21 protein-coding genes and 1 tRNA gene are annotated in these 25,304 nt (G+C 64.6%); 8 read left to right on the plus strand and 14 right to left on the minus strand.

Annotation, left to right across the window (positions count from 1 at the left end; translation table 11 throughout):
* Positions 1-117: 117 nt before the first annotated feature.
* From HYH08_RS24855 to HYH08_RS24865, 3 genes are read right to left on the minus strand one after another with little or no spacing between them, the layout of a single operon-like run.
* On the minus strand, positions 118-1,527 hold the full coding sequence (locus tag HYH08_RS24855; protein ID WP_220012468.1) for an adenylate/guanylate cyclase domain-containing protein: 1,410 nt from the start codon (positions 1,525-1,527) through the stop codon (positions 118-120).
* A gap of 50 nt (positions 1,528-1,577) precedes the next feature.
* Positions 1,578-2,945: a cytochrome P450 gene (locus HYH08_RS24860; protein ID WP_220012469.1), complete on the minus strand. Its 1,368-nt coding sequence runs from the start codon at positions 2,943-2,945 to the stop codon at positions 1,578-1,580.
* A gap of 35 nt (positions 2,946-2,980) precedes the next feature.
* Complete coding sequence (locus tag HYH08_RS24865) at positions 2,981-4,345, minus strand: hydrolase (protein ID WP_220012470.1); 1,365 nt, start codon at positions 4,343-4,345, stop codon at positions 2,981-2,983.
* 139 nt (positions 4,346-4,484) lie between these two features.
* On the opposite strand from HYH08_RS24865, the gene HYH08_RS24870 reads away from it, so the two are divergent.
* Entirely contained in the window at positions 4,485-6,179 is a 1,695-nt protein-coding gene (locus tag HYH08_RS24870; protein WP_220012471.1) for an MFS transporter, read from the plus strand.
* 10 nt (positions 6,180-6,189) lie between these two features.
* Here HYH08_RS24870 and HYH08_RS24875 read toward each other — a convergent pair whose 3' ends face one another.
* Both HYH08_RS24875 and HYH08_RS24880 read right to left on the minus strand, forming a co-directional pair.
* Positions 6,190-6,405 carry a hypothetical protein gene (locus HYH08_RS24875; protein WP_220012472.1) on the minus strand — a complete coding sequence of 72 codons (216 nt, stop codon included), beginning with the start codon at positions 6,403-6,405 and terminating at the stop codon, positions 6,190-6,192.
* A gap of 192 nt (positions 6,406-6,597) precedes the next feature.
* Positions 6,598-6,906: a hypothetical protein gene (locus HYH08_RS24880; RefSeq protein ID WP_220012473.1), complete on the minus strand. Its 309-nt coding sequence runs from the start codon at positions 6,904-6,906 to the stop codon at positions 6,598-6,600.
* Between the two features lie 254 nt (positions 6,907-7,160).
* Between HYH08_RS24880 and HYH08_RS24885 the strand changes: the two genes are divergently transcribed.
* On the plus strand, positions 7,161-8,219 hold the full coding sequence (locus HYH08_RS24885; protein WP_220012474.1) for a polysaccharide deacetylase family protein: 1,059 nt from the start codon (positions 7,161-7,163) through the stop codon (positions 8,217-8,219).
* Positions 8,220-8,292: 73 nt separating this feature from the next.
* Here HYH08_RS24885 and HYH08_RS24890 read toward each other — a convergent pair whose 3' ends face one another.
* From HYH08_RS24890 to HYH08_RS24915, 6 genes are all read right to left on the minus strand, one after another.
* Positions 8,293-8,700, minus strand: a complete 408-nt coding sequence (locus tag HYH08_RS24890; protein WP_220012475.1) for a hypothetical protein — start codon at positions 8,698-8,700, stop codon at positions 8,293-8,295.
* Positions 8,701-8,809: 109 nt separating this feature from the next.
* Positions 8,810-10,474, minus strand: a complete 1,665-nt coding sequence (locus HYH08_RS24895; RefSeq protein WP_220012476.1) for a glycosyltransferase family protein — start codon at positions 10,472-10,474, stop codon at positions 8,810-8,812.
* A gap of 115 nt (positions 10,475-10,589) precedes the next feature.
* Positions 10,590-10,665, minus strand: a tRNA-Thr gene (locus tag HYH08_RS24900).
* A 111-nt stretch (positions 10,666-10,776) separates the two neighbouring features.
* A complete protein-coding gene (locus tag HYH08_RS24905; protein WP_220012477.1) occupies positions 10,777-12,549 on the minus strand; it encodes a heme biosynthesis protein HemY in 1,773 nt (590 codons plus the stop codon).
* A 36-nt stretch (positions 12,550-12,585) separates the two neighbouring features.
* Entirely contained in the window at positions 12,586-13,818 is a 1,233-nt protein-coding gene (locus HYH08_RS24910) for a COG4223 family protein (RefSeq protein WP_220012478.1), read from the minus strand.
* Between the two features lie 65 nt (positions 13,819-13,883).
* Positions 13,884-14,630 (minus strand): uroporphyrinogen-III synthase, encoded by a 747-nt coding sequence (locus HYH08_RS24915; RefSeq protein WP_220012479.1) that lies wholly within the window; start codon positions 14,628-14,630, stop codon positions 13,884-13,886.
* A 152-nt stretch (positions 14,631-14,782) separates the two neighbouring features.
* On the opposite strand from HYH08_RS24915, the gene tsaD reads away from it, so the two are divergent.
* The 4 genes from tsaD to HYH08_RS24935 all read left to right on the plus strand — a co-directional run bounded on the left by tsaD (position 14,783) and on the right by HYH08_RS24935 (position 18,579).
* Complete coding sequence (gene tsaD, locus HYH08_RS24920; RefSeq protein ID WP_220012480.1) at positions 14,783-15,856, plus strand: tRNA (adenosine(37)-N6)-threonylcarbamoyltransferase complex transferase subunit TsaD; 1,074 nt, start codon at positions 14,783-14,785, stop codon at positions 15,854-15,856.
* Positions 15,857-15,858: 2 nt separating this feature from the next.
* Positions 15,859-16,839 (plus strand): NAD(P)H-dependent glycerol-3-phosphate dehydrogenase, encoded by a 981-nt coding sequence (locus tag HYH08_RS24925; RefSeq protein WP_220012481.1) that lies wholly within the window; start codon positions 15,859-15,861, stop codon positions 16,837-16,839.
* 109 nt (positions 16,840-16,948) lie between these two features.
* Positions 16,949-18,064 (plus strand): alpha/beta hydrolase, encoded by a 1,116-nt coding sequence (locus tag HYH08_RS24930; RefSeq protein WP_220012482.1) that lies wholly within the window; start codon positions 16,949-16,951, stop codon positions 18,062-18,064.
* Positions 18,065-18,165: 101 nt separating this feature from the next.
* Positions 18,166-18,579 carry an EVE domain-containing protein gene (locus tag HYH08_RS24935; protein ID WP_220012583.1) on the plus strand — a complete coding sequence of 138 codons (414 nt, stop codon included), beginning with the start codon at positions 18,166-18,168 and terminating at the stop codon, positions 18,577-18,579.
* A gap of 85 nt (positions 18,580-18,664) precedes the next feature.
* Here the strand turns inward: HYH08_RS24935 and HYH08_RS24940 are convergent, their stop codons facing one another.
* On the minus strand, positions 18,665-19,834 hold the full coding sequence (locus HYH08_RS24940) for a DNA topoisomerase IB (RefSeq protein ID WP_220012483.1): 1,170 nt from the start codon (positions 19,832-19,834) through the stop codon (positions 18,665-18,667).
* A 399-nt stretch (positions 19,835-20,233) separates the two neighbouring features.
* Here HYH08_RS24940 and acs point away from each other — a divergent pair, with 399 nt between their 5' ends.
* Positions 20,234-22,180 (plus strand): acetate--CoA ligase, encoded by a 1,947-nt coding sequence (acs, locus tag HYH08_RS24945; protein WP_220012484.1) that lies wholly within the window; start codon positions 20,234-20,236, stop codon positions 22,178-22,180.
* A gap of 422 nt (positions 22,181-22,602) precedes the next feature.
* Positions 22,603-23,118 (plus strand): L,D-transpeptidase, encoded by a 516-nt coding sequence (locus HYH08_RS24950; protein ID WP_220012486.1) that lies wholly within the window; start codon positions 22,603-22,605, stop codon positions 23,116-23,118.
* Between the two features lie 66 nt (positions 23,119-23,184).
* Here HYH08_RS24950 and HYH08_RS24955 read toward each other — a convergent pair whose 3' ends face one another.
* Positions 23,185-23,775 (minus strand): thermonuclease family protein, encoded by a 591-nt coding sequence (locus HYH08_RS24955; protein ID WP_220012487.1) that lies wholly within the window; start codon positions 23,773-23,775, stop codon positions 23,185-23,187.
* Positions 23,776-23,943: 168 nt separating this feature from the next.
* A complete protein-coding gene (locus HYH08_RS24960) occupies positions 23,944-24,843 on the minus strand; it encodes a methyltransferase domain-containing protein (RefSeq protein ID WP_249782291.1) in 900 nt (299 codons plus the stop codon).
* Positions 24,844-25,304: the final 461 nt, after the last annotated feature.

Consider the following 25,304-nt stretch of genomic DNA (forward strand, 5'->3'; position numbering starts at 1 on the left):
CCCCCGTCGTTGCGAGCGCAGCGAAGCAACCCAGGGGCTATCCGCAGAGGCGATCTGGATTGCTTCGTCGCAAGGGCTCCTCGCAATGACGGAGAAGGTGTTCACCGACGGAGTCCCTCACGGAATCTCGTACACCACCATCTTGTCGGCGATGCCGCGCAGCGCTGCCTGCTTCTGGATCGGCCTGATCTCGCGTTGCTTCAGCACTTCGACAACCGCCGGTGCATCCAGCACCGGGCCGGTGATGTGGATCTCCTGCGCGGTCGACAGGCTCTGCACGCGGGCGGCAATGTTGACAGTCTGACCGAAATAATCCTGCCGTTCGTTGAGCATCACCGCGAGGCACGGGCCTTCATGGATGCCGATCTTGACGATCAGATCGTCGGTGCCGCGCTGCTTGTTGAGCTCGTCCATCGCCGCGCGCATGCGCAGGCCCGCAACGATCGCATGCTCGGGACGAACGAAGGTCGCCATCACGGCATCGCCGATTGTCTTCACCACCGCGCCTTTCTCGGAGGAGATGATCTCCAGCAGTGCATGGAAATGCGCGCGCACCAGATCGAACGCGGCGAGGTCGCCGACGCGCTCATAGAGCGCGGTCGAGCCCTTCAGATCGGTGAACAGGAAGGTCAGCGAGGTGATCTGGAGCCGCTGGTCGAGGCTGAGATTGTCCGCCTTGAACACGTCGCGAAAGGTCTGGTTCGACAGCATCCGCTTCGCGGTGAGGAACGGCTTGCGCTTGCCGATCAGATGATGGAGCGCCTCGGCCGCGATGAAAACCGACGGCAGTACGCGTACACCGGCCTGGTTCTCCAGCGACAGCCGCAGCGGGCCGGGACGCATGGTCGTGGTTCCGGTCGGCGCCTGCACCTTGTTGTACATGATGGCGAGCTGCTGGCGGTCCTTGGTCGGTTCGCCCTGGACGTCGATGAAATGCGCGGCGTGCGTCACCGGCTCGAAGATGATGATGAAGTCGTTCGGCAGTTGCAGCGACATCGTCGCCTTCTCGCCCGCCGGCAGCTCCATGGTGTCCAGCGTCACCTCGTTGGCCAGTGTGGCAAACGATTCCTTGTTGAAGTCGACGCCGGAACTCCAGAACACCTGCTTGAAATACTCCCACACCGGAAGCGTGTCGGGGTCGTGCGCCGCGATCCGTCGCACGCGCGGGTTGACGGTGAAGGAGACCTCGACCTGGTCGTCGACGGAGGCCTTGTAGCCGCAGGCACAGAGCGCGCAGTGATAGTCGTCCGGCTTGAGCGCCTTCAGCGTCGTATGCGCGCCGAGCACACCGCCGCAGCCCGGGCACAGCACGTTCCAGCCGAGATCGAACAGCCCGAGTCGCGCCGAATGCAGGAAGGCGGAAATCGCACGCTCTTCGTCGACGCCGTGCTGCCTGGAGAAATCCAGCACATTGACGCGGTTGAGCTCGTGGTCCTCACCGTCTTCGATAAGGCGTGCGATCGCATCGACCACCTTGGGATCGGCAGTCTGCTTCAGAACGGAAAATTGGGCCTGGATATCGCTCATGGCGCAACTCTATCTCTGTTGGATCGCGCCAGAAGTCAGGCTTTTGCCTATCATCGACGCGTGATGCTGAAGAGGGGTGAACGGTCCGGCTGGGTCGTGACGACGCCATGCGGAATCACGGGAACCCTGTCGGCGAGCTCGACGCGGAACGCGCCGATCAGCCGGGCCAGCGCCAGCACGGATTCGGCTTGCGCAAACGGCGCGCCGATGCAGACGCGCGGACCCGCGCCGAACGGCAGATAGGCGAAACGATCCGGCGGCTCCTTCGACATGAAGCGCTTGGGAATGAACGCGTTCGGCTGGTCCCAGAGCTTCTCGTGCCGGTGCAGCAGCCAGGGCGCGATCATGATGATGTCCCCCTTGCGGATCTCGACACCGGCGGCATTGTCCTTTTCGCGTGCGGCGCGCGCGATCAGGAAGGCCGGTGGATAGAGTCGCATCGTCTCCTCGATCACCGCGCGGGTGAATTTCTGGCGGTCGATGTCGGCCATGCTGTCGAGATGCTCGCCGCGGGTTTCGGACGCTACCTCTTCCTGAGTCTCCGGATCGAGAGCGAGCAGATAAAGCGCCCAGAACAGTGCGGTTGCCGTGGTCTCGTGCCCCGCGAGGATCATGGTCGCGACCTCGTCGACGAGTTGCTCGTCGGAAAAGCCCTTGCCGGTTTCGGGGTCACGCGCCTCGTCCATGAGATCGAACAGGTCGCGCGGCGGCGCGCCGTCCTTCTTGCCGATCTTGCGCCGTTCGGCGATCAGCATCGCGACGAATTCGATCCAGCGCGTGCGGAAGCGGGCGCGGGCACGATCCAGCGGAGTCGGCCAGGACACCGGCAGCAGCATGTCGAGGAAATGCGGCCGCCCGAGCCGCTCGCCGTATTCCATCACAAAATTGCGCAAAGTGGCGCCGTGCTTGTCCATGCCGAACGAGAACATGGTGCGGCCGGCGATCTCCAGCGTCATGCGCTGCATGATCTCGCGCAAATCGACCGGCCTACCGGTTTGCGTATCGAGCTTGGCGATGGTCTCGTCGAGCACCGCGGTCATGTGCGGGACGAGATTCGCGGTCGCTCGCGGCGTGAACGCCGGCGCGAGCGTGCGGCGCTGGAACGTCCAGTCATGTCCCTCGGCAATCAGCAGGCCCTCGCCGAGGACGGGGCGCAGCATGCGGATGCCGGCCGGCGTGCGTGTGTAGTTCTCGTAGTTGCTGAGCAGCACATGCCGGATCGCATCCGGCCGGTTAAGGATGAAACTGTGGTGGAGGAAGAACCGCCCCTTGATAACGTCTTCCTCATAGGCGCGCTGCCCCCAGGTCGCGATCATATTCTGCCTGAGCAGAGCGACCCGGCCGAAGAACGACATGTCGTCGGGCGCACGTGGCGGGGTCGGGGGGATGATGGGCCGACGCACGCTGGCGATATTCATGGCTCTCTCCCGACAGGTGTGAGGCAGGAAAATAGCTAGTAGGTCAGCTCGGCAATCGCAATCCTGTTCTCGGCGGCCGGCCAGGGCCGTGCCACAATCCGTTCTTCGCCAAATTGAGCCACGATGTTACGCCCGATTTCACTGGCCGAAAGCCGCAAGGTTGCTGCCGAATCCGTGGGCACGCCCGGCTTGACGTCGGCCGGTTCCTTGCCGTCGAACAGCACCACGTCGCGCGGCAGGCCGAGATAGCCGCGCGGGCGTGACATGATCACGACCGCACCTGCGTCCTTGTCGGCGGGCCCGAGCGGGCGTGCGGGCCTGAGATGGACGACGTCGGACGAGCGCGGGAAGGGCGAGCGGTAGATGTGCGTGGTCGGTGCATCCGGCGATGCCACGACGAATTCGAGCGACCAGGACGGCTCGACTTGCGCCGGTCCCCAGCGGCCGTCAGCGCCGGTCTTGGCGCTGTGCACGGTTTCGCCGTTGCGCTCTCCGGTATCAGGATCAACGCGGAAGATATCGACGGTTGCACCACTAACCGGCCGATTGGTCGCGACGCCACCGGGCGTGCCCGTGACGAGGCCACTCAGCCTGACGCTCTGCTCCGGCACGATCGCAATGCGCGTGGGCTCGCGTCCAGCGATGAATTTGTAGATCTCGCGGAACGCGCGCGGATGGAACGCCAGCTCGCGGTGATCGAGCGCGCCGAGCACCAGATTCGTTGCGCCTTTCAGTTCCGGACCCTCGGCGGTGACACCTGTTGGCGTGCCGGGCTTGCCGATGAAGCGGCCGTCGGCCTGGGCGTATTTGTCCATGCCGTCGCTGCGCAGTGTGAGGAAGGCGACGCCCGGCGTCACCTCGCTCTCGCCCTCGTTCAGGCCGCGCAGGAACGAGCCACGCCCGTTGAACTCGTTGTTCGGCTGATCGTCGGTCGCGAACGCGCCGTGATTGGGCGTGCCACAAAGCACGGCATGGCTGACGTCGCCCGCACCGCCATTCTTGATGACGTTGCGAATCGCATAGCCGCCGCGCGAGCTGCCGACCAGGGCCACGCGCGCCGCGCCGGTGCGGCGCTTCAGTTCCGTGATGGCGACGGCGAGCTCCCGGCGCTGGTCCTCGGTCGAGGACCGTCCCAACTGCTCGACCTTGTCGTCGCTCCGTGCATTGGGGTCGGTGAAATTGATTGCCATCATGCGATCGTGCGCGATGCCGTTGGATTCCATCCGCCACATCGTGGTCATCCAGAGCGCGTCGTAGTCGCCATTGCCGTGGACGAACAGGATCGGGGGCACCTCGGTGACCTGTGCCGCGGTCTGGGCCAGCGTCCCGGGCCGCAAGCTCGCAACTGCGAAAGGCAAAGTCCCCGCTCCGAGCAGGATCATCCGTCGCGACAGCTGCATCTGCTTCCTCCCGGCAAAACTCGCGTCTTTGCACCGCTTATAGCGGCCTAACCTCTGGACAGCGAAGGACTTTCGCGGGCATCACTGATCCTGCCGGAATCACCCAAGGATCACTTCTGCCAGCCATTTGGAAGGGGATATGACCGAGCAGCCGAACCGTCAGACATTCGCCGGCGACGGCATTACCGCCCCGCTGCGATACACGGTGTTCAGGCGCATCTGGCTCGCCAGCCTGCTCTCCAATCTCGGTCTGTTGATCCAGGGCGTGGGTGCGGCCTGGGCGATGACGCAGATGGCGGCCTCGGCTGACAAGGTCGCGCTGGTGCAGACCGCCTTGATGCTGCCGATCATGCTGATCTCGATGCCGGCCGGCGCCATCGCCGACATGTATGATCGCCGCATCGTCACGCTGATCTCGCTGGCAATCGCGCTCACCGGCGCGACGGCGCTGACGGCACTGGCCTGGCTCAAGCTGATCACCCCGGAATTGCTGCTCGTCTTCTGCTTCGTGGTGGGCAGCGGCAATGCGCTGTTCGGCCCGGCGTGGCAATCCTCGGTCAGCGAGCAGGTTCCGCCCGAAGCGCTGCCATCTGCGGTCGCGCTGAACGGCATCAGCTACAACATCGCACGCAGCTTCGGTCCCGCGGTCGGCGGCGTCATCGTCGCCTCGCTCGGCGCGGTCGCCGCGTTCGCCTGCAACGCGGTCCTCTATCTGCCGCTGCTGTCGGTGCTGCTGCTCTGGCGCCGCTCGGTCGAGCCTTCGCGCCTGCCGCGCGAGAAGCTCAACCGCGCCATGGTCTCGGGCTTCCGCTACATCACCAATTCGCCGCCGATCAAGATCGTGCTGTTGCGCACGCTGGTGATGGGCCTGATCGGCGGAGCCATCATGGCGCTGATGCCGCTGATCGCGCGCGACCTGCTGCATGGCGGCGCGCAGACCTATGGCATCATGCTCGGCGCCTTCGGCATGGGTGCCGTCATCGGCGCGCTCAACATCCATGAATTGCGCAAGCGCATGAGCGGCGAGGCCGCGATCCGCGCCTGCACCATCTCGATGGCGTTTGCCATGGCTGCCCTTGCCGTGAGCAGCGAGCCGGTGCTGACCGCGGCTGCACTGGTGCTCGCGGGTGCGGTCTGGATGGCGGCGGTGGCGCTGTTCAATATCGGCGTGCAGCTCTCTGCGCCGCGCTGGGTCGCGGGCCGCTCGCTGGCGGCGTTCCAGGCCTCGATCTCAGGTGGCATCGCGATCGGCGCCTGGGGCTGGGGCCATCTGACCGACTATGCCGGCGTCGAGGTCGCGCTGCTGACGGCGGCCGCATTGATGCTGGTCTCGCCGCTACTCGGCATCTGGCTCACGATGCCGCGCGTGGGCGCGCGCAACGAGGATGCCGAGGTGCTCGCCGATCCGGAGGTCAGGCTGTCACTCACCGGACGCAGCGGGCCGCTGGTGGTCGAGATCGAATATCGGGTCGCCCAGGAGAATGCGCGCCCCTTCCACAATGTGATGCAAGATGTGCAGCTCTCGCGGCAGCGCAACGGCGCCTATGGCTGGTCGATCGCGCGCGACATCGCCGATCCGGAATTGTGGACCGAGCGCTATCATTGCCCGACCTGGTTCGACTATTTGCGCCAACGCAACCGCTCGACCCAGTCCGAGCGCGCGCTGCATCAGCAGGCGATCGATTTCCACATCGGTCCCGAACCGGTGCGAATCCGCCGCATGCTGGAGCGTCCGTTCGGCTCGGTGCGCTGGAAGGAAGAGACGCCGGATCGTACCAAGGACGAGGTGCTGCCGGTGGTCGCGACCGCGGCGGGAAGCAGCGTCAGATCGTAGGCAGGAATCTTTACTGCCCGTGATCGGTCAGCACCTTGTCGCAGCCCTTGCTCAGCTTGGCGCGGTTCTGCTTCAGGCAGGCCAGTACGGCGCCATCGCCATTGTTCATCACGGCGCGGCAGTGACGCGTGACATCGCGCGCGCAGGCATCGTGACCGGGCTGCTGTTGCGCTGATGCCGCAGACGCGCACAGGAGCAAAGGAAGAATCAAAAGAAATCTGGTCATCGCGTAATGCCTCTTACCCGGAAGACTATGCGGGCGAAGCTAGTGCGACGATCCCTCAGCCGCAATGGCTTTGTTGGCAGGCGGACTTCCCAGGCTTATTGGCGCCGCCGCGCGGCCCCGGCTTGTGGCCGGGGCACATCGCGAAGGGAGCTCACCGACGCAACGATGTTGAGTTGTGCTTACTGGTTGTCTTTACTGGTTGTCCTGGGCGTCAGCGACCTTGCGCGAGGCGCCCTTGGCAAGATCCTTGTCCATCACCGCGCGGCAGCCGGCGCTCAAATCCGAGCGATGCTTCATCATGCACGCCGTGATCTTCGGGATGTTGGGGATCTCCGACGAGCACAGGCGGAAGGCATCGCCGGTGCACTGCTGCTGCGCTTCGGCCGAGAAGGCGAAGCTCGATGTCGTCGAGATGATCGAGACGAGGGCGGCAAAGCCCAGAGCCAGGCTGGCGTCGCAGATCTTGGCAGAGAACGATTTGGTGTTCAGCGAGGTGGTCATTTGAAGCTCCCATTGGCGCCGCCGTGGCGAGCGCCCGTTGTTGATGGGAACGACGATGCTCCAGCAAAACAGTTTCCACTGTGATGATGGTCACGGGCCCCACCCCAACTGTGACGTCGGTCACGTTGACGCACCTCGCTGAAATTCCTGCGCATCCGCTGTCGCGTTGGTGTCACGTTAACTGTTCCTTCGCATTAATGGCTCGTCGCGCGGGGAATTCCGCTGGTTTGGTTGCGTAATTGGAAAGAGTAGCGATGCGTAATGCGTTGGGCCTCATGCTGGCCAGTGTCCTTGCGGCGGTCGTGATCGCCGCCGGCGGTTGGTTTTATTATTCCTCACGCGCCGATCAGGGCGCTCCCAAGACGGTTGCGGCCCGTGCCGCCGATCCATTGCCGGCGCAGGCGAAGCTCGCGGCGAAGGACGACGTCTCGACCACCGCGACGATCGCGGATAAGCCGGGACCGCTTGCTCAGGCCGCCCCTGCTCCCGCTCCGGCAATGCCGGTGCAGCCGAAGCAGGTCTGCGCCAATCCGAATGCGCTCGGCGTCTCCCGCGTGGTCGAGATCGACACCACAGGCGGGCCCGGCTTCGGCTTCGAGACGTTCAAGCAGTTCGACTTCCTCACCGACAAGGAGGTCGTGCTGACCTTCGACGACAGCCCCTGGCCGGTGAACACGCCCGCGGTGCTGAAGGCGCTCGCGGATGAATGCACCAAGGGCCTGTTCTTCTCGGTCGGCAAGCACGCCAGCTGGCATCCGGAAATCCTGCGCCAGGTGCTGGCCCAGGGCCACACGGTCGGCACGCACACCTGGTCGCATCTCAATCTCAACAGCAAGAAGATGACTGAGCAGCAGGCCAAGGACGAGATCGAGAAGGGCTTTAGCGCCGTGAAGCTCGCACTCGGCACCAATCCTGCGCCGTTCTTCCGCTTCCCGCAGCTTCAGCACAATCCGGCCATGGTGACCTATCTCGGCACCCGCAACGTCGCGATGTGGTCGACGGATCTGGATTCCTTCGACTTCAGGAAGGGCGCAACTCCGGAAAAGATCGTCGAGACGGTGATGACCAAGCTCGACAAGCTCGGCAAGGGCATCGTCCTGATGCACGACTTCCAGAAGCATACCGGTGAGGCGCTGCCGACGCTACTCGCGCGGCTGAAGGCCGGCGGCTACAAGATCGTGCAGATCAAGGCCAAGACCACGTTCCAGTCGCTGCCGGAATATGACGAGGCGGTGCTGAAGGACCTGAAGGTGCCGACCGCGAGCACCACGACGCGTCCGATCTCAAGCGTCGTGCAGACGGTTTCGCAGTAATGCGACGACCGTTTCAATAGGCGTATGGCCGGGCTTTCGCCCGGCCATTTGCTTTTTTGAGGATCGTTGCGCCTTACCAGTAGATGCCGTGACGATGCAGCTCGCTGATGATGCGGCGCTCGGTCCAGGCGTGCTTGGGCTTCGGCTTGCTGACCTTTGCCGTCCGCGGCGCAGGCTGGGTTGCGGTCGGCGCTGAAGCCGTCGTGGTCACGGCGGGAGCAGTCGACGCAACGGGCGCAGGAGCGGGTGCAGGCGCTGCGGCGGGAGCCGGAGGAGCCGGGATCGCTGGCGGGCGGTCGACATATTTCGGAGTCTCGACGGCGGGCGCGACTTCGCTGATTTGTGCTGTGGTGGCCGAGGTCGTCGTGACTTGCGAAGCGGCACTGTGGTCGCTCGCCGCCGACATCGACAGGCTGCGTTCGCCCGCCTGGGCAGATGCGGAAGCCAGCACCATGGCGGTAACCAGAATGATCTTGCGCATGTGAACTCTCCCCGTGTTTGCGTGACCGGGACATTACGGGAGGCGCGACAAGGGTTATGTGATCGAGATCACATGGGCTGCCGCCCTGTTCGAACCCTCAAGGCTGTGATCAGCACCCGCGGCGGTAGACCCGCAGCGTCACGTCGGGGAAGGTCTGGGTCGCGAGTAGGCAAACATCCTTGTTGGCATCCATCTTTCGAATGAGCTCGTCGCCCAGGCGCGGCCCGGTCAGTGTGTGCTGGATCGAGCTCGATATGACGAGGATCGTCGCCGCAAGAAGCGCCTTTTCCGTCTGCTCGAGCGTTCGATGAAACAGCTCCGAGCGCACATCCAGGTCGATGTGAGCCTGCGCGCCGTAAAGCTTTATGGTCCCGGGCGCCACGGGGTAGGCGCCGGAGAACGCCACGATCGGCGGAGCGGATTGATCCAGCGTTGCCTCGCGCACCAGAGTCCAGACGCTCTCAGTTGCGGTGCGAATTTCGTGCTGCTGCTGCTCATTGATCCACAGCGCGGGGCTGACCGGGCCGATGATGACCATCTTGACGAAAAGCAGCGCGATCGCCGCCAGCGGCATGAAGCGAATCGCATCCATCAACCCCCGCTGATAGACGCCGTCGCACTTCGTCATGATCCGGGACTCGATCTGAGTTTGAACCTCGCAGAAGTTCAACACCATCGCGACGATGAATGTGCCGTAGAAGATCGCACCGAAGAAATAAGTCTTGATCTCCGCGACCGACGGAATGGCGTAGGCGATGACGACGGCGGCCAGCAGCACCGCTGCGTCATGGACCGCTCCACGCCCCATCGTCGTGGCAAGCAGGATGCGCGCCGTCATCAACAGCAGCCCGATCCAGAGCCAGAAGTTCAGTCCGGCCTTGCCGCCTGGACCCACCAGGAAATACTGCAGCCCGACCCAGAAGCCTTCGCCGCTCGTCCAGAGGTCACGCTGCGTGACGAATACGTTGAAGATGTATTTGATGGTGTCGACCAGGCTCGGTCCGAGCAGAAGACCGATGACGGCAAGAAGCGGTAGGGCAAAGCAAAGCAGCGCACGAATCGCCGCGCGGCTGGAAGCCCGCAGTCCTTTCGTCTGCATGCAATCAAGCAACAAGCGCAAGGCAAACAGGCTTCCGAGAAACGCCATGGAGGCGGGAAATGCGGTCGGCTTGATACTGGCGGCGAGACCGCTTCCGGCGCCTAGCACGATCAGGGCTGAGGCATTTCGGCTGAGCACATCGCGTGCCACGACAGCACCGACTGCAATCCCGAGGGCAAGGCCCCAGGGCAGATCCGGGCGCCCCTCGGCAACGGTGTGCCATAGCGCTGGCACGCATGCCGCGACGAACAAGCAGGTCGCGATTTGATGAAAGGACCGCTTCCAGGTGAGCCAGACAATCGCCAGCAAGAAGGCAAAGACGAGCGCGGCGTTCACGAGGTACGGCCCGGTATAGCTGTCAGGAACCAGTCTGAAACCGATAGCCGCAACCAGGGTCGAGAAGGGGGCGTGTTGATGCAGAAGATTCAGGAGGTTGCCGGCCAACGACCGGCCGGCAAGACCGTCCCGCCAACGCACGGCATCGATGAAGTAAGCCACGTCATCGTAGATCGGAGGTATGCACAGTCTGCCGTTCAGGCTTGATGCCTGAAGCGATTTGTAGGCGACGATCGCGGTAATGCATGCAGCCAAAACGACGAGACCGGAGAACCGCAGCCACGCGCGTCGAACTGTCGTCCCGCCCCCGTTCGTCAAACCCACCACGGACCCCGTCATGCGCATTTCATCCGTGACTCATCGTAGTGGTGCCGGCGACGCACGCAAAGCACCCGCACCGGCTGGATGTGCCGGGCAAGACCCTGACCTCAAGGCGATGAGACGAAGCAGGCGCTGGTGCCGCAAGAGGGATTCGAACCCCCGACCCCGTCATTACGAATGACGTGCTCTACCGACTGAGCTATTGCGGCGAACCCTGCCGGGACCTGCGCAATGCCGGTCCCGATACGCGCGCTCCTGATATCGGGCATGGCCCGAATTGGCAAGGACAAGCGAAGGACAAGCGGGAGGCGAAATGCGCCTCACGCGCCCCAGCGCGACCAGAATCCGCGCCAGCCGCCCGCCTGGGCCTTTGGCGTCCCGATTTGTTCCGTAAATTCATCGCTTGGGCCCTCGTCATCGATCCCGGGATCGTCGGGGGCGCGGATGATCGGGATGACGGCCTGAATCGGCGCCTGCGCGGGCTTGCCGAGGTCAGCGCGGGTCCGGAACACTGGGGTTGCCGCCGCCGGCGATGATTCGGCCGCCACGGGGGACGACTCGATCGGCTCGGCGGGCACGATCACTGGCTCTTCTCGGGCGACGTCCTTGGCAGTTTCCTTGGCAGTTTCTTTGGCCTCAGGGGGCGAATTGTCCTGTGCCGCCGGCACGGGCGCCGTGGCCGTTACGACCGGTTCCGCCGGGCTTTCGCTCGGCGCCGACGTCACGCGCTTTGGCGGTGGGGCCGCCAGCATTGCTTCCTCGAAGGCGGACGAATCGATCGTGGTGCTCCTATCGGACGGAAGGCTTGCGACCGGGGTCTGCCACTGGAAGGCGTCGAGGCGGCCGGTGACCGGGGAGACCGGACGCCAGCGGTCGCTGACATAGCCGTCCGCGGTCCAGGCCGGGTCATGGCGGGCGCGCACGGCGCGCAGGGTCCAGGCGCGGGCCCGGCCGCCGTCGCCATGCTCGGTCCGCTCGATCTCGGCCATCAGCAGCGCGACGCGCTGGGTCGGATCGTTGACATAAGGCGCGAGCACGGCGCGCGCGCGGGCAAACTCGGACGCGTCGATCGCGGCGCGTGCGATTGCGAGCTGACCCTCGACATGGCCGGGCTTGTCGGCAGAGATCTTGGCGGCGAGCGTTTCGACCCGCTGCAGGCGTTGCCGCGCGGAATCGCCGAGCTTCACATGCGCATAGGCCTCCGCGAGATCGGGATGCGGATTGGCGAGCCAGGCGGCCTCGACCAGCTTCATGGCGCGGCGCACCTGATGCGCCTCGCTCTCGAATTTCGCGGCGAGCACCGCGGCCGGCACCAGGGTCGGCGCGAGCTTGATCGCCTCCATCACGCTCTCGCGCGCGACGTCACGGTCCATGGTCTCCAATTCCAGCGCGCGCGCCGTGAGCAGCACGCCACGCTGGCGGCGGTAGGCCGCCTTGTCGATCAGTCCGGCGGACAGATTCGAATCGAGGATCGCGAGCGCGCCGCTCCAGTCGCCGCGGGCGCAGCGGAAGCCGAGTACCGCATGCGAGGCCCAGGTCGAGGAGGGCGACAGTTTTATCGCTTCCTCGGCGATCATCACCGCGCCGACCGCATCGTCAGCGCGCTGTGCCTCGATGAACAGGCCACGCAGGCCGAGCAGGCGGGTGTCCTCGCGCTCGGCCATGGCACGGAAGACGCGCTGGGCTTCGTCGCGATTGCCTTCGAGCTGTGCCGACTGTGCATGCAGCAGCAGCGCGAGCGGGTCATTTGCGGCAAGCCGCCGCGCGGTATCGGCATGACGGCGGGCGAGGCTGGTATCGCCATGGCCGATCGCGAGCAATCCTTGCGTGATGGCGTGGCGGCCGCGCGCATGACGCTTCTCATGACGGCGGCGGCGCAGGCGTCCCGGCGCGCGCCAGAGCATCGTCAAAATGCTCCAGACGAGCACGACGGCTACGGCAAACAGGCCGACCAGAAGCACGAAGACCGGAATGCTCGGGGAGGCCCGATAAGCCCCCCAGGTCATCACGACATTGCCGGGCTGGTCGGCGACCCAGGCCGCGCCGGCGCCAGCGAGCGCAATCAGGACGAGGAAGAGGACGATGCGAAGCATGGCTAACCCTATACGCGCGGATTGTTGCGCGAACCTTTATTGACCAGGCTTGGTGAGATCCGCCAAGGCATCGTCGGCAAATTTGCGGGAGGCGGCGAGCGCGGCGTCGCGGGCGTCGGTCTTGTCGAGCCAGGCCTGCGCCGGCGCGCGATCGGCATCGGCCAGCGTCTTGAGCTCGCGCCGCGCCTCGACGAAATCGTTGCGAAGCGCGAAAGCCGTCACCCGCGCGACGATCGCGCCGCGATCATTGCCGACGCCGTCGGTGCGCTCGATGCGGACGAGCTTTGAGGCTCCTGCCTGAAGACGCTCGACGATGCCGGCGCCGGCGGCCGGAGCTTCCGCCGGCGGCGCGAGCTTCGGCACGATGTTGAGCAGCTCGCGGCTCAGCGCGACCGGCGTCGGGATGCCCGATGATGCAAACAGGTCGAGCGGCTTCAGCACCTCGGGCTTGGCCGCCAGCGAGCGCGCCGCGGTCAGTTGCGCTTGATAGGGATCGCCGTGGCGCACCGCGACATCGAGCAGGGTTGCCGCCACCACATGGCGCAGCGGCTTGTCGTCCATTGTCCTGGCATCGGCGATCTTTTCGCCCTGCTGCGCGAGCTCGGCGCGCTCCGTCTTGCTGGCGCGCTCGAGCTGCGCGACGCGGTCGCTCAGAGCGGCAAGATCGGGCCCTGCGGCGCGCGGTGCGGATTTCGTGTCGTTGAGAGCGCTCGCAGTCTTGTCCGATTGCGCGCGCAGGCTGGCGATGTCGCTGCGCAGGGCGCTCGCCGATTTTTCCAGCGCGTCGATCCGCGCCGCCAGGGCTGGATCGGCGACGGGTTTGCCGGCCTTGGCTTCGACCGCGGCAACGCGACCGCTCAGCGCGTCGACGGTTGCGCTCGTCACTTGCGGCGCGGCGGGCGGTGCCTGCACCGCAGGCCAGCCCAGTGCCCAGCCGACTGCGATCACGAGCGCCGCTGCAACGGCGCCGGAGAACGGCGCAATGACCCACGGCGACACCGGCGCGGATGCGACGGGCGCCGCTGCCTCGGTGCGCTCCGGCTCGGAGGTGGCTTGTTCAGGTTGGGCTTGTTCAGGTTCGGCCTGCTGGGGCTCGGCGTGCTCGGTTGTCGCCTGAGGCTCGGGCTCACCCGCCACGTCCTGCGGCTGGGTGGAGACTTCGGTCGCCTCGAGGTCGATGGTGGGCGGGGTGCGCTTGGCACGGCTGGCCTCGGGGGCCAAGCCTACGTTTTCAGGCTTGCCTGCGTCTTCCGGCTTGTCGTCGGCCATCGTGACGGTTCCTCACACTTACATGCCCAAAACGAACCCGATTGCGTCGGATTCGGCCCGACCTCTTACGCCAAACGGGTGCGCAAAGCACGCTCCAAGGTGCCAAATAAGGCATTTTCGTCCGGCGACGCCGCGACCAGAACCTGCGACGCGCCGGCATCGCGCAGCACCGCCGCGACGGTCTCGGACAGGCAGCATTGCGGGATCGCCAGCGCCGTGATTTCGACACCTTCGTCCCGTGCCGCCTCCACGAAGGCCCGCGCGCTGCGTCGGGAGTAATGCAGCACCGCGTCGACGCGATGAGCAGCAAAGCCCTCACAGACCTCGCGCGGCAGATGCTTGACCGGCGCCATGCGATAGGTGGTCTGCGTGACCACGCCGAATCCTTCGGCGCCAAGCTCCCCGCCGAGATCGCGCGACAGATCCGCACCGGCAAGATAAAGCAGCGTGCCTTTTTTCCTCAGCACCTTGTCGCGCGCGCTTTGAACGACCTTGGCGCGTAACGCCGCCGCATCGCCGCCGGCGACGATCACCTCGGCAAAGCCGGCGTCGCGCGCGGCGGCAGCCGTGTGCTCGCCGACCGCAAACAGCGGCAGCTTCAAAAGCCCAAGGTTCGGCAAGTGCGGCGCGACGGCGCGGATCGCATTGGCCGACGTGACGATGATCGCGCTGTAATCCGCCTCGCTCTCCTCGTGAAAGGCGACCGGCTCGAACTTGAGCATAGGCGCGAGCAGCACCACATGTCCCCGCGCGCGCAGACTTTCAGCCGTCGCCTCATTGTCGGGATGCGGCCGTGTGACAAGAATGGACATCGCTGGTGTTCCCGAACCGCGTGACGGTGACGCATTCGCGAGGGATGCTTGCTTCGTGACGATTGCGCAAGACGACCCCGGAATGCTACCGCGTTAGCAGAACTCCGCTTTCCGGATGAGCGCAAGGGCGCAAATTGGATAACAATTCGCCAATGCTGGTATTGGGCATCGAAACCACCTGCGACGAGACCGCGGCGGCGGTGATCGAGCGCGCGCCGGACGGCAGCGGCAGGATTCTGTCCAACATCGTGCGATCCCAGATCGAGGAGCATGCCCGCTTCGGCGGCGTGGTGCCGGAGATCGCTGCACGTGCGCATGTCGAACTGCTCGACGGCATCATCGACCGTGCCATGCACGAGGCCGGCATCGACTATGCCCAGCTCAGCGGCGTCGCCGCCGCTGCAGGGCCGGGGTTGATCGGCGGCGTCATCGTCGGGCTGACCACCGCGAAGGCGATCGCGATGGTGCACGACACGCCGCTGGTCGCGGTGAACCATCTGGAGGCGCATGCGTTGACGCCGCGCCTCACCGACGGGATCGAATTTCCCTATTGCCTCTTCCTCGCCTCGGGCGGCCACACCCAGATCGTCGCCGTTACCGGCGTCGGCCAATATGTGCGGCTCGGCACTACCGTCGATGATGCGATCGGCGAAGCCTTCGACAAGGTCGCGAAGATGCTGGGCCTGCCCTATCCCGGTGGCCCGCAGGTCGAGCGCGCGGCGGCAGGCGGCGATGCCACACGCTTTGCGTTTCCAAGACCGATGCAGGGACGCCCCGATGCCAATTTTTCGCTGTCGGGATTGAAAACGGCAGTTCGCACCGAGGCGAGCCGACTGGCCGAGATCACGCCGCAGGATATCAGCGATCTCTGCGCGAGCTTCCAGGCCGCCGTGATGGACTCGACGGCTGACCGGCTGCGCGTTGGCCTCAGACTTTTCCGCGAACAGTTCGGCGCGCCGCGCGCGCTGGTCGCCGCCGGCGGTGTCGCCGCCAATCAGGCCATCCGGGGCGCGCTGGATGACGTCGCGCGGCAGGCCGGGACGCAGCTGATCATGCCGCCGCCGGCGCTCTGCACCGACAATGGCGCAATGATTGCCTGGGCCGGCGCCGAACGTCTCGCGCTCGGTATCACCGACACGATGGAAGCCCAGCCTCGTGCGCGCTGGCTGCTCGATGCGAATGCGACCGCGCCGGCCGGCTACGGCAAGACGCGGGCGGGATACTAGCGATGACAGCATTCCAGTCCGTCGCGGTGATCGGCGCGGGCGCCTGGGGCACGGCGCTGGCGACGGTTGCAGCGCGGGCGGGACGGCGCGTGACGTTATGGGCGCGCAACGCCGAGCATGCAGGGCGCATTGCCTCGACGCGCGACAATCCGCGGCTGCACGGCGTGCAACTCGCTCCGGAGATCGCCGTGACGAACGATCTCGCAGAGGCGTCGCGCGCGCAGATGCTGCTGATCGCAACGCCGGCGCAGCATCTGCGCGGCGCGGTCAACATGCTCGCCTCGCATATTGCAAATCCGACGCCGGTCGTCGCCTGTGCCAAGGGCATCGAGCACGGTACGCACAAATTCATGACCGACGTGATCACTGAGGCCGCGCCGCATGCGCAGCCGGCGATCCTGTCGGGCCCGAGCTTTGCCGACGACGTCGCGCGCGGCCTGCCGACGGCGGTGACGCTCGCGGCAAAGGATGAGGAACTGGCCGGCAGCCTGGTGCAGGCGCTGGGCTCGCCGACCTTCCGGCCCTATCACTCCACTGATGTCCGCGGCGTCGAGATCGGCGGCGCGGCCAAGAACGTGCTGGCGATCGCGGTCGGCATCGCCGTCGGACGCAAGCTCGGCGCCTCGGCGCAGGCCGCGCTCACGACTCGCGGCTTTGCCGAGCTGACGCGTCTCGGTCGCGCGCTCGGCGCACGCAGCGAGACGCTTGCCGGACTGTCCGGGCTCGGCGATCTGATCCTGACCTGTTCGACCGCGCAATCGCGCAATTTCGCGCTCGGCATTGCGCTCGGTCGTGGTGAGGCCGCGCCTGCGGGCAAGCTCGCGGAAGGTGCGTTCACCGCGCCGGTTTTGGTCGAGCTCGCAGCCGCGCGAAATGTCGACATGCCGGTCTCGCAGGCGGTCGCCGCCATCCTCGACGGCAGGCTGACGATCGACGCCGCGATCGAGGGATTGCTGACGCGGCCCTTCAAGGCCGAGGAATAGCGCCCGCGCGTCGGGCGGCACTTCACGGCCTTTGCATGCTGGTCTAGCCTGACGGCACACCGCAGGATCCCGGTCCAACAACAACGAAACGGATCCAGGGGAAGAACGCATGCGCAAACCGCATCATGCGATCGTTTCGATCGCCATCATCACACTCGCCGCCATGACGCTACCCACCGCCGTCCGCGCTCAGGCCGCGCTCTCTTATGACGAGCTCGCCAGGAACGAGGCTGCGGCCAATACCGAGAACGGCAAGCGGGTCGCACCCGCCAAATCGATTGCCAATCCCTCGACCGACGTTAGCCTCGACATGCAAGCCATGATCGGCGCGCCGTTTCCGCCGCACTTCAATGCAGATCCCAAAAGCCCTGCCGAATGGAAGGAACTGATCGACCGCCGCGCAAAACTGGCGATCGCGGGCATTCCCGCCATGAAGGAGAAGCTCGGCGTCAGGGTCGAGGAGACCAGGATCGCGGGCGTGCATTGCTTCATCGTCACGCCGAACAAGTTCCCGTCGGAGAACCGGCGGCGCCTGCTGGTTCATGTCCACGGCGGCGGCTATGTGTTCGGTCCCGGCGAAGCCGCACTGCCGGAAGCGGTCATGATGGCGGGCTTTGGCGGCTTCAAGGTGATCTCGGTCGACTACCGCATGCCGCCCGACTTCCCCTATCCCGCCGCGATGGACGATGCCATGGCGGTCTGGAAGGAGGTCACCAGGGATCACGACTCGCGCCGGACGGCGATCTTCGGCACGTCGACCGGCGGCGCGATGACGCTGGCCATGGTGTTGCGCGCCAGGGACGAGAAGCTGCCGAAGCCGGCGGCGATTGCACCGGGCACGCCATGGTCCGACATCGACAAGATCGGTGATACCTATGCCAGCAATGAGTGGGTCGACAATGTGCTGGTGACCTGGGATGGCTGGCTCGGCCGCGCCGCAAAGCTCTATGCCAACGGAACGGACCTGAAGAATCCCTACATCTCGCCGATCTACGGCGACTTCAAGGGCTTTCCGCCGACCATCCTGACCTCGGGCACGCGCGACCTCTTTCTGAGTAACACGGTTCGCACCCATCGCAAATTGCGCCGGGCCGGCGTGATCGCCGACCTGAATGTCTACGAAGGCCAGTCCCACGCGCAGTATCAGTTCAACATCAACGTGCCGGAGACGAAGGAAGCGTTCACCGATATCGCAAAATTCTTCGATCGCTATTTGAAGGAGTGAGAGCTGCGGCAGCTATTGGATGCCTGCGCTTGTCGCGGGCATCCGCGTGCCCTAAACATCGCGTCAGGTGAATGGCGCATCCGGGGATGGGTAGGTTGGCGATGAACTACTGGCTGGTGAAATCCGAACCATCGGTGTGGTCCTGGGACCAGCAGGTCGCGAAGGGTGCCAAGGGCGAGGCCTGGACCGGTGTGCGCAATTACACCGCACGGCAACATCTCGTGGCGATGAAGAAGGGCGACAAGGCGTTCTTCTACCATTCCAACGAGGGCAAGGAGATCGTCGGCATCGCCGAGATCATCAAGGAGGCCTATCCCGACCCGACCGACAAGACCGAAAAATTCGTCTGCGTCGACATCAAGGCCGATAAGCCGTTAAAGACCCCGGTGACGATGGCCGCGATCAAGGCTGAGACGAAGCTCAAGGACATGGCGCTGGTGAAATATTCGCGCCTGTCGGTGCAGCCGGTGACGGCCGAGGAGTGGAAGCTGGTCTGCAAGATGGGCGGGGTTTAAGAGCCGCGGACGCAGCGCCCACGTACTTTTCTGAGAGAGGTGGTGGGCACGGCGCTTCGCGCCTTTGCCCACTTACGGCATCGCGCTAAACCGCCGCGGTCGCTACCACCTGCGCCAGCAGCTGCTCGCGCCGAGCCTGCGAGCGCTGGCCCTTCATGGTCGCAGCGAAACGCTCGAGGATGCCCTCTTCAAACGCGGTGACGATGGTGTCGTGGACGTAGCTCTTGCGGCAGATCGCCGGCGTGTTGGAGAGCTTGTCGGCGGCGGCGCGGATCGCGTCCAGCACCTGCTTCTTGCGGCCGCGCTGGCTGGTCGCCGGCGTGATCCGCGACAGCGATTCCACGACAACGGCGGAAGCCATCAGCGTACGGAAATCCTTCAGCGAAATCTTGATGCCGGCGATCTCGCGCAGGAACGCATTCACCTGCGTGGTGCTGACCGCACGCACGATGCCGTAGGCATCGCGATACTGGAACATGCGCTTTCCCGGGACGCCCTGCAGAATGCCGATGGCGCGCACCAGCTTGGCGGCGTCGCACTCTTTCCGCACCGCCTTGCCGCCCTTGGCCTTGAAGGTCAGTACGAAGCAATCGTCTTCCAGCGTGACGTTGGACTTCAGCAGAGTGGTGGCGCCGCGGGTACCGTTGAGGCGGGCATAGGATTCGTTGCCGGGGCGGATCGCGGTGCGCGCGATCAGTTCGATCACCGCCGAGAGCGCGAATTCGCGCGTCGGCTCGTCGCCGGACAGGAACGCCGAGACCTTGCGCCGGATTTTTGGCAGCGCGCCGACGAGCTTCTCCAGGCGATGCGCCTTGCGGTGCTCGCGGACCTTCTCCCAATCGGCGTGATAGCGATATTGCAGCCGGCCCGCGGCATCGCGGCCGACGGCCTGCAAATGCGAGTTCGGATCGGCGGAGTAGCGCACCTCGCGATAGGCCGGCGGCACCGCCATGGCGTGCAGGCGGCGGATGGTGCGGGCGTCGCGGATATGGGCACCGTTGGGGCGGACGAAGGAATAGCCCTTGCCGCGGCGGATACGGCGGATGGTCAGCTCGTTCTGGTCGCCGAGCCGGAGGCCCAGCTCCTTGGCCAGCTCCTCGACCGCGGCCGGGGAGGCTGAATCAAAGACCTTTTTCGGACTGGGACGGGTGGAACGGGCCGGTTTCGGCCATTGTCCGAGGGCCTTGGCCAGCGCAATGGCCGTAGGATCGGCTGAAGCGGGCCGCATCGTCCCGAGATTCTGCTGATCCATCATAGTGTTAAGCCTTGGCCCTGTCTGTTACCGTTCAATGCCGCTGTTCTGATGTTTGTTCCACGTGGCCTCTTCCGGACCCGGCTTAGCCACTTAGGGTGTTCCGAACCCCATTGCGAGTCCCGAATCGTGAGAAGCGGTTTCTAAATACCTCTCGCCACGCATGGGCGCCCTGCGCGGCCCTCTTCCGGGGATTTGGGTAAAGAGCCGAAAGCCGCTGACCTGCCTGTTTCAGATTTGCGACAGCCGGCCTGCGCGGCTTGATCCTCCGCATGGCCGGCGGCTCGCCGAAGGTCCAGCTTGTGCTCCTTGTCGGGTCCGGTTAGCCCGACGCATAATCGTTCAACGATGAAGTCGGCGCGCCAGTCATATGTGCTCGGCTTGCCGTATGTGGAGGGAAACATGTCCGAGAAGATCTACGACGTCCCCGCGGAATGGGCCAAGCGCGCCTGGGTCGACCAAGCCAAGTACAAGGACATGTACGCCCGCTCGATCGCGGACCCCAACGCGTTCTGGGCCGAACAGGCCAAGCGCATCGACTGGATGCACGCGCCGACCAAAATCGAGAACGTCTCCTTCGCGCCCGGCAACATCTCGATCAAATGGTTCGAGGACGGGATCCTCAACGTCGCCCATAATTGCATTGACCGGCACCTCGCCAAGCGCGCCAACCAGACCGCGATCATCTGGGAAGGCGACGACCCCTCGCAGTCCAAGCACATCACCTACAAGGAGCTGCACGACGAGGTCTGCCGGATGGCCAACATCCTGCGCACCCGCAACGTCAAGAAGGGCGACCGCGTCACCATCTACCTGCCGATGATCCCCGAAGCGGCCTACGCCATGCTGGCCTGCGCGCGGATCGGCGCGATCCACTCGGTGGTGTTCGCGGGCTTCTCGCCTGATTCACTCGCCCAGCGCATCAACGACTGCCAATCCAAGGTCATCATCACCGCGGATGAAGGCCTGCGCGGCGGCAAGAAGGTGCCGCTGAAGGCCAATGTCGACGCCGCACTGGCAAAAGCCGACGGCGTCGACTGGGTTGTCGTGGTCAAGCGCACCGGCGGCAAGATCGACATGAATCCGACCCGTGACCTCTGGTACCACGAGGCGGCGGCGATGGTGACGACGGAATGCCCGGTCGAGCACATGCATGCCGAGGACCCGCTGTTCATCCTCTACACGTCAGGTTCGACCGGCCAGCCCAAGGGCGTGCTGCATACCTCGGGCGGCTATCTCGTGTTCGCGTCGATGACGCATCAGTACGTGTTCGATTATCACGACGGCGACATCTACTGGTGCACCGCCGACGTCGGCTGGGTCACCGGCCACAGCTACATTCTCTACGGGCCGCTGGCGAACGGCGCGACCACGCTGATGTTCGAGGGCGTGCCGAATTATCCGGATAATTCGCGGTTCTGGAACGTCATCGACAAGCACAAGGTCAACATCTTCTACACCGCGCCGACCGCAATCCGCGCGCTGATGCAAGGCGGCGACGAGCCCGTGAAGAAGACCTCGCGCGCCTCGCTCCGCCTGCTCGGCTCGGTCGGCGAGCCCATCAATCCCGAGGCCTGGGAGTGGTATCACCGCGTCGTCGGCGAGGATCGCTGCCCGATCGTTGACACCTGGTGGCAGACCGAGACCGGCGGCATTTTGATCACGCCGCTGCCGGGCGCGACCAAGCTGAAGCCGGGCTCGGCGACGCAGCCGTTCTTCGGCGTGGTCCCCGAGATCGTGGATGCCGACGGCAAGGTGCTGGAAGGTGAGACCACCGGCAATCTGTGTCTCACCCGTTCCTGGCCCGGCCAGATGCGCACGGTCTATGGCGACCATGCTCGTTTCGAGCAGACCTACTTCTCTACCTACAAGGGCAAGTATTTTACGGGCGACGGCTGCCGCCGCGATGCCGACGGTTATTACTGGATCACCGGCCGCGTCGACGACGTCATCAACGTCTCGGGCCACCGCATGGGCACCGCGGAAGTCGAGAGCGCACTGGTCGCACACGAGAAGGTCTCGGAAGCGGCCGTCGTCGGCTTCCCTCACGACATCAAGGGCCAGGGCATCTATGCCTATGTCACGCTGATGGCCGGCGTGCAGCCGACCGACGATCTGCGCAAAGAACTCGTGACCTGGGTGCGCAAGGAGATCGGGCCGATCGCCTCGCCGGACCAGATCCAGTTCGCGCCGGGCCTGCCCAAGACCCGTTCCGGCAAGATCATGCGCCGCATCCTGCGCAAGATCGCCGAGGACGAGCCCGGCAGCTTGGGGGACACCTCGACGCTGGCCGATCCCGCCGTGGTCGACGACCTCGTCAAGAACCGGCAGAACAAGAAACCGGCTTGAGGCACGCTCTCGTGCCCCGGACGCAGCGCAGCGCTCCTTCAGCGGTGCGCTGCAGAGCCGGGGCCCATCTGACGGCCGAGCGTGCGGCCTCCTGGGTCCCGGCTCTGCATCGCAGCGCTACGCGCTGCGCCGCGTCCGGGACACGAGACCAACTGTAGGCCATCCTCAAAACAACCCCCATTCACATCCTCACGCGCTTGTCAGGGCTTGAGTAAGTGTGGCCGCATCTTTCCGGCCGAGTGTTGTTTTCAGGTCATTTACTTTGTTTTGAACATTTCCTTTGTTCCCCCTGCTGGCTCGTCCTTGGCGTGGGCGCGTGGAAACCATCCGGTTAACAGGCGCGGTTAAGATTGTCGGGACGAGCGGGCAATTGCCGGTTTTGCGTAGATTATGGACGACCCGTTCGGGGGAAGGGGAAATCGATGTCGATGAGGATTGCTGTGGCGCTGGCCGCCACCATCGGGGCCGGAGTCTTGATGTCGACGGCGGCCGAGGCCCGGCCGGAAATGGTCGGAACGCATCTGGCCGACTATTCGCCGGGGACCATCGTGGTGAAGACCAGCGAACGGCGGCTCTATCTCATCGTCGGCAACGGCCAGGCCGTGCGTTACCCGGTCGGCGTCGGCAAGTCGGGCAAGCAGTGGGCCGGCACCACCCGCATCGACGGCAAATATCGCAACCCGGCCTGGTCGCCGCCCGCGGAAGTGAAGCGCGACAAGCCCAGCATTCCTGACGTCATTCCCGGCGGCTCGCCCCGCAACCCGATGGGCGTTGCGGCGATGACGCTGGCCGGCGGCGAATACGCCATCCACGGCACCAACGTGCCGGGCTCGATCGGCGGCTTCGTCTCCTATGGCTGCATCCGCATGCTCAACGACGACATCACCGATCTCTACAGCCGCGTCTCGGTCGGCACGACGGTGGTCGTGACGCGCTGATCGCCAAGAACTGGTAGCCAAATCGGAACGGAATAAGAAAGCCGCCTCATTAGACGCGGCTTTTTGTTACCAGAAGCGCCAGCGGCGTCCGCACCAACCGTCACGATGGCCGCCATTGTAGCTGCGCACGTAACCGCCTGCGAGCAATGCGGCCGAAACGTTAGCCGTGCGCCTCGTCGCAACGTCGGCGAGAACGCGGCCATATTTGTCCTGGCCAAGATTGTAGATCGTCACGCCGCCCTGACCGAGCAGGTTGCGGAGCGCATCGCCGGCGGCTTCAGCCTTGTCCAGTTCCTCCTGGCAGGATGCTTTCATCTCGGGTGCATCGATTCCGCGCAGGCGAACGCGGACGACGAGATCCCGGCCGTCGCGCGGATGAACACGCGCCAGAAAGGTGTCGCCGTCGATCGTGCGGATGACGTCGACCGCCTCGCGGCTATCGGGGTGGCCGGCCTGCTGGAGAACAATCTCGGCATCCCGCGACTGTCCGTCGTCTGCATGCGGAATGGGCCAATTGGTCCCGTGCCGGAACGTGAGCACGATCGCGACCGCAACGCCGACGACGAACATCCACGGCAGCAATCCGGAGAAGCGCCGACCGAACGGCGCGCCGCCGAACCGCGGTCGATAAGAATTTGGGCGATCCTGGAAACGCATCAACCGATGCTAGGGCTGAGTCGGGGATGACGGCAAGGCACGGTCGGACGCGCGGCCTGCTGCCAACGCGCGCATCGTTCGGATCGTGATCAGTCGTAAATTCCACCTATGCCGAGAACGCTATTCCAGGCACGACGGAATAGGCAGCCACAACGCTCCCGTTGTCGATTAACTCACCCGCTCTATGCGAGCGGCATCTCCGATCGAGTTGGTTTTACGCCAAGCTGCATCGAGCCTTACCACGAGCCGGTCGCTAGCTTCGAGGGCGACGGCCGTGGCAAGAGTGCTCATATGCTCTGCAGTCCATAGCAGATGGCTGTCGGACCAGAGTTCCTGTGTCCAAAGGATGGTATTGCATAAGCCCGGCGCGACAAGGTCGAGGCTCAACTCGCCTGGATAAGGTGCCGTTTGCGGCTCAGCACCGTAGTTGATGTCGGCAACCTGGCTTTCTCTGCTCAGTTTGCGGAATGCGCCGCGCAGATAACGATAACCTCCACTTCCCCACGATGGAGACCATTCGTAGTCAGCGCTGATGCGCGGGCGCGCCATCGTGTGCTGTAACTCCATGCGCGCCGCCTCGAACAGCGTCGTCAAGCTAAGCTGATACCGCTTTTCCATATCGGAAATGGTGCGGCGCAGATCATCCAGTTCAGTACCGGCGTCGACACCGGGCCATTCGCAAGCAACACCGGAATAGCGAACCCGGTCCGGTATGATGATGCAATTCGGCCCACCGAATTGCTCGCGCAAAGCGTAAACAAGCGTTGAGCGAGCCTCGTCGACAACGAGATGATTCGTATAGACGAAGGCGATAATGGCATCGAAGCCGCCATTGAGCGTGTCGCGAGACTGGGTCGTGAGATCGCCTTCGACGAAGCGGATCTTGTTTGAAAGACCATTCTCCCCGGCGAGGGCGCGCGCGAGCTCCACGTTCTCGCGATCGATCGCAACGACCTCAGAAGCGCCCGCCTTCGCAGCGAGGAACGACATGAGCCCGGTACCACAGCCGGCGTCGAGCACGCGCATTCCGGGTCGGATGAGTCGTTCGATGGCACGTGCAACGGCCATGGTGCGATCGACTCGTGCGAGCAGTCTGACGTGCGTGATACTCGAGAAGAGTGGGTTGTGAAAGGAATGGGCGGGTTTCGCGGCTGTCGACATCGATGGAAGTCCGGGTGCTGTGGTTGATTTCACTTTCAATTGGGGCGTTAGCATCTCTCTCGGAGACCGGGGCTAAGCCGAATTCGCACAACGTTGGCGACGGAAAGATCGTTACGGCGCGAGTGGTTCCGACAGCTCGAAGGCGCGGCGGTCGTCGGCTCCGCTCAAGATTCTTTCACCTGTCCATAGGCTATTGCTATCTCAAGATGTGTCAACGACATTCAATGCATATACCCGTCTAAGTAGGTTCCATTTCCGATCTCTGCAGCCACGCTTCGCTCGCCACCACAATGGTCGTGAGCACAGACGGCGTCGATGCCGCGCTTCCGGGGCGGCTTGCTTTTTGCCGCAGCATCCACACGCCGAAC

Source organism: Bradyrhizobium sp. BR 10289 (assembly GCF_019455385.1).
Classification (GTDB): Bacteria; Pseudomonadota; Alphaproteobacteria; order Rhizobiales; family Xanthobacteraceae; genus Bradyrhizobium.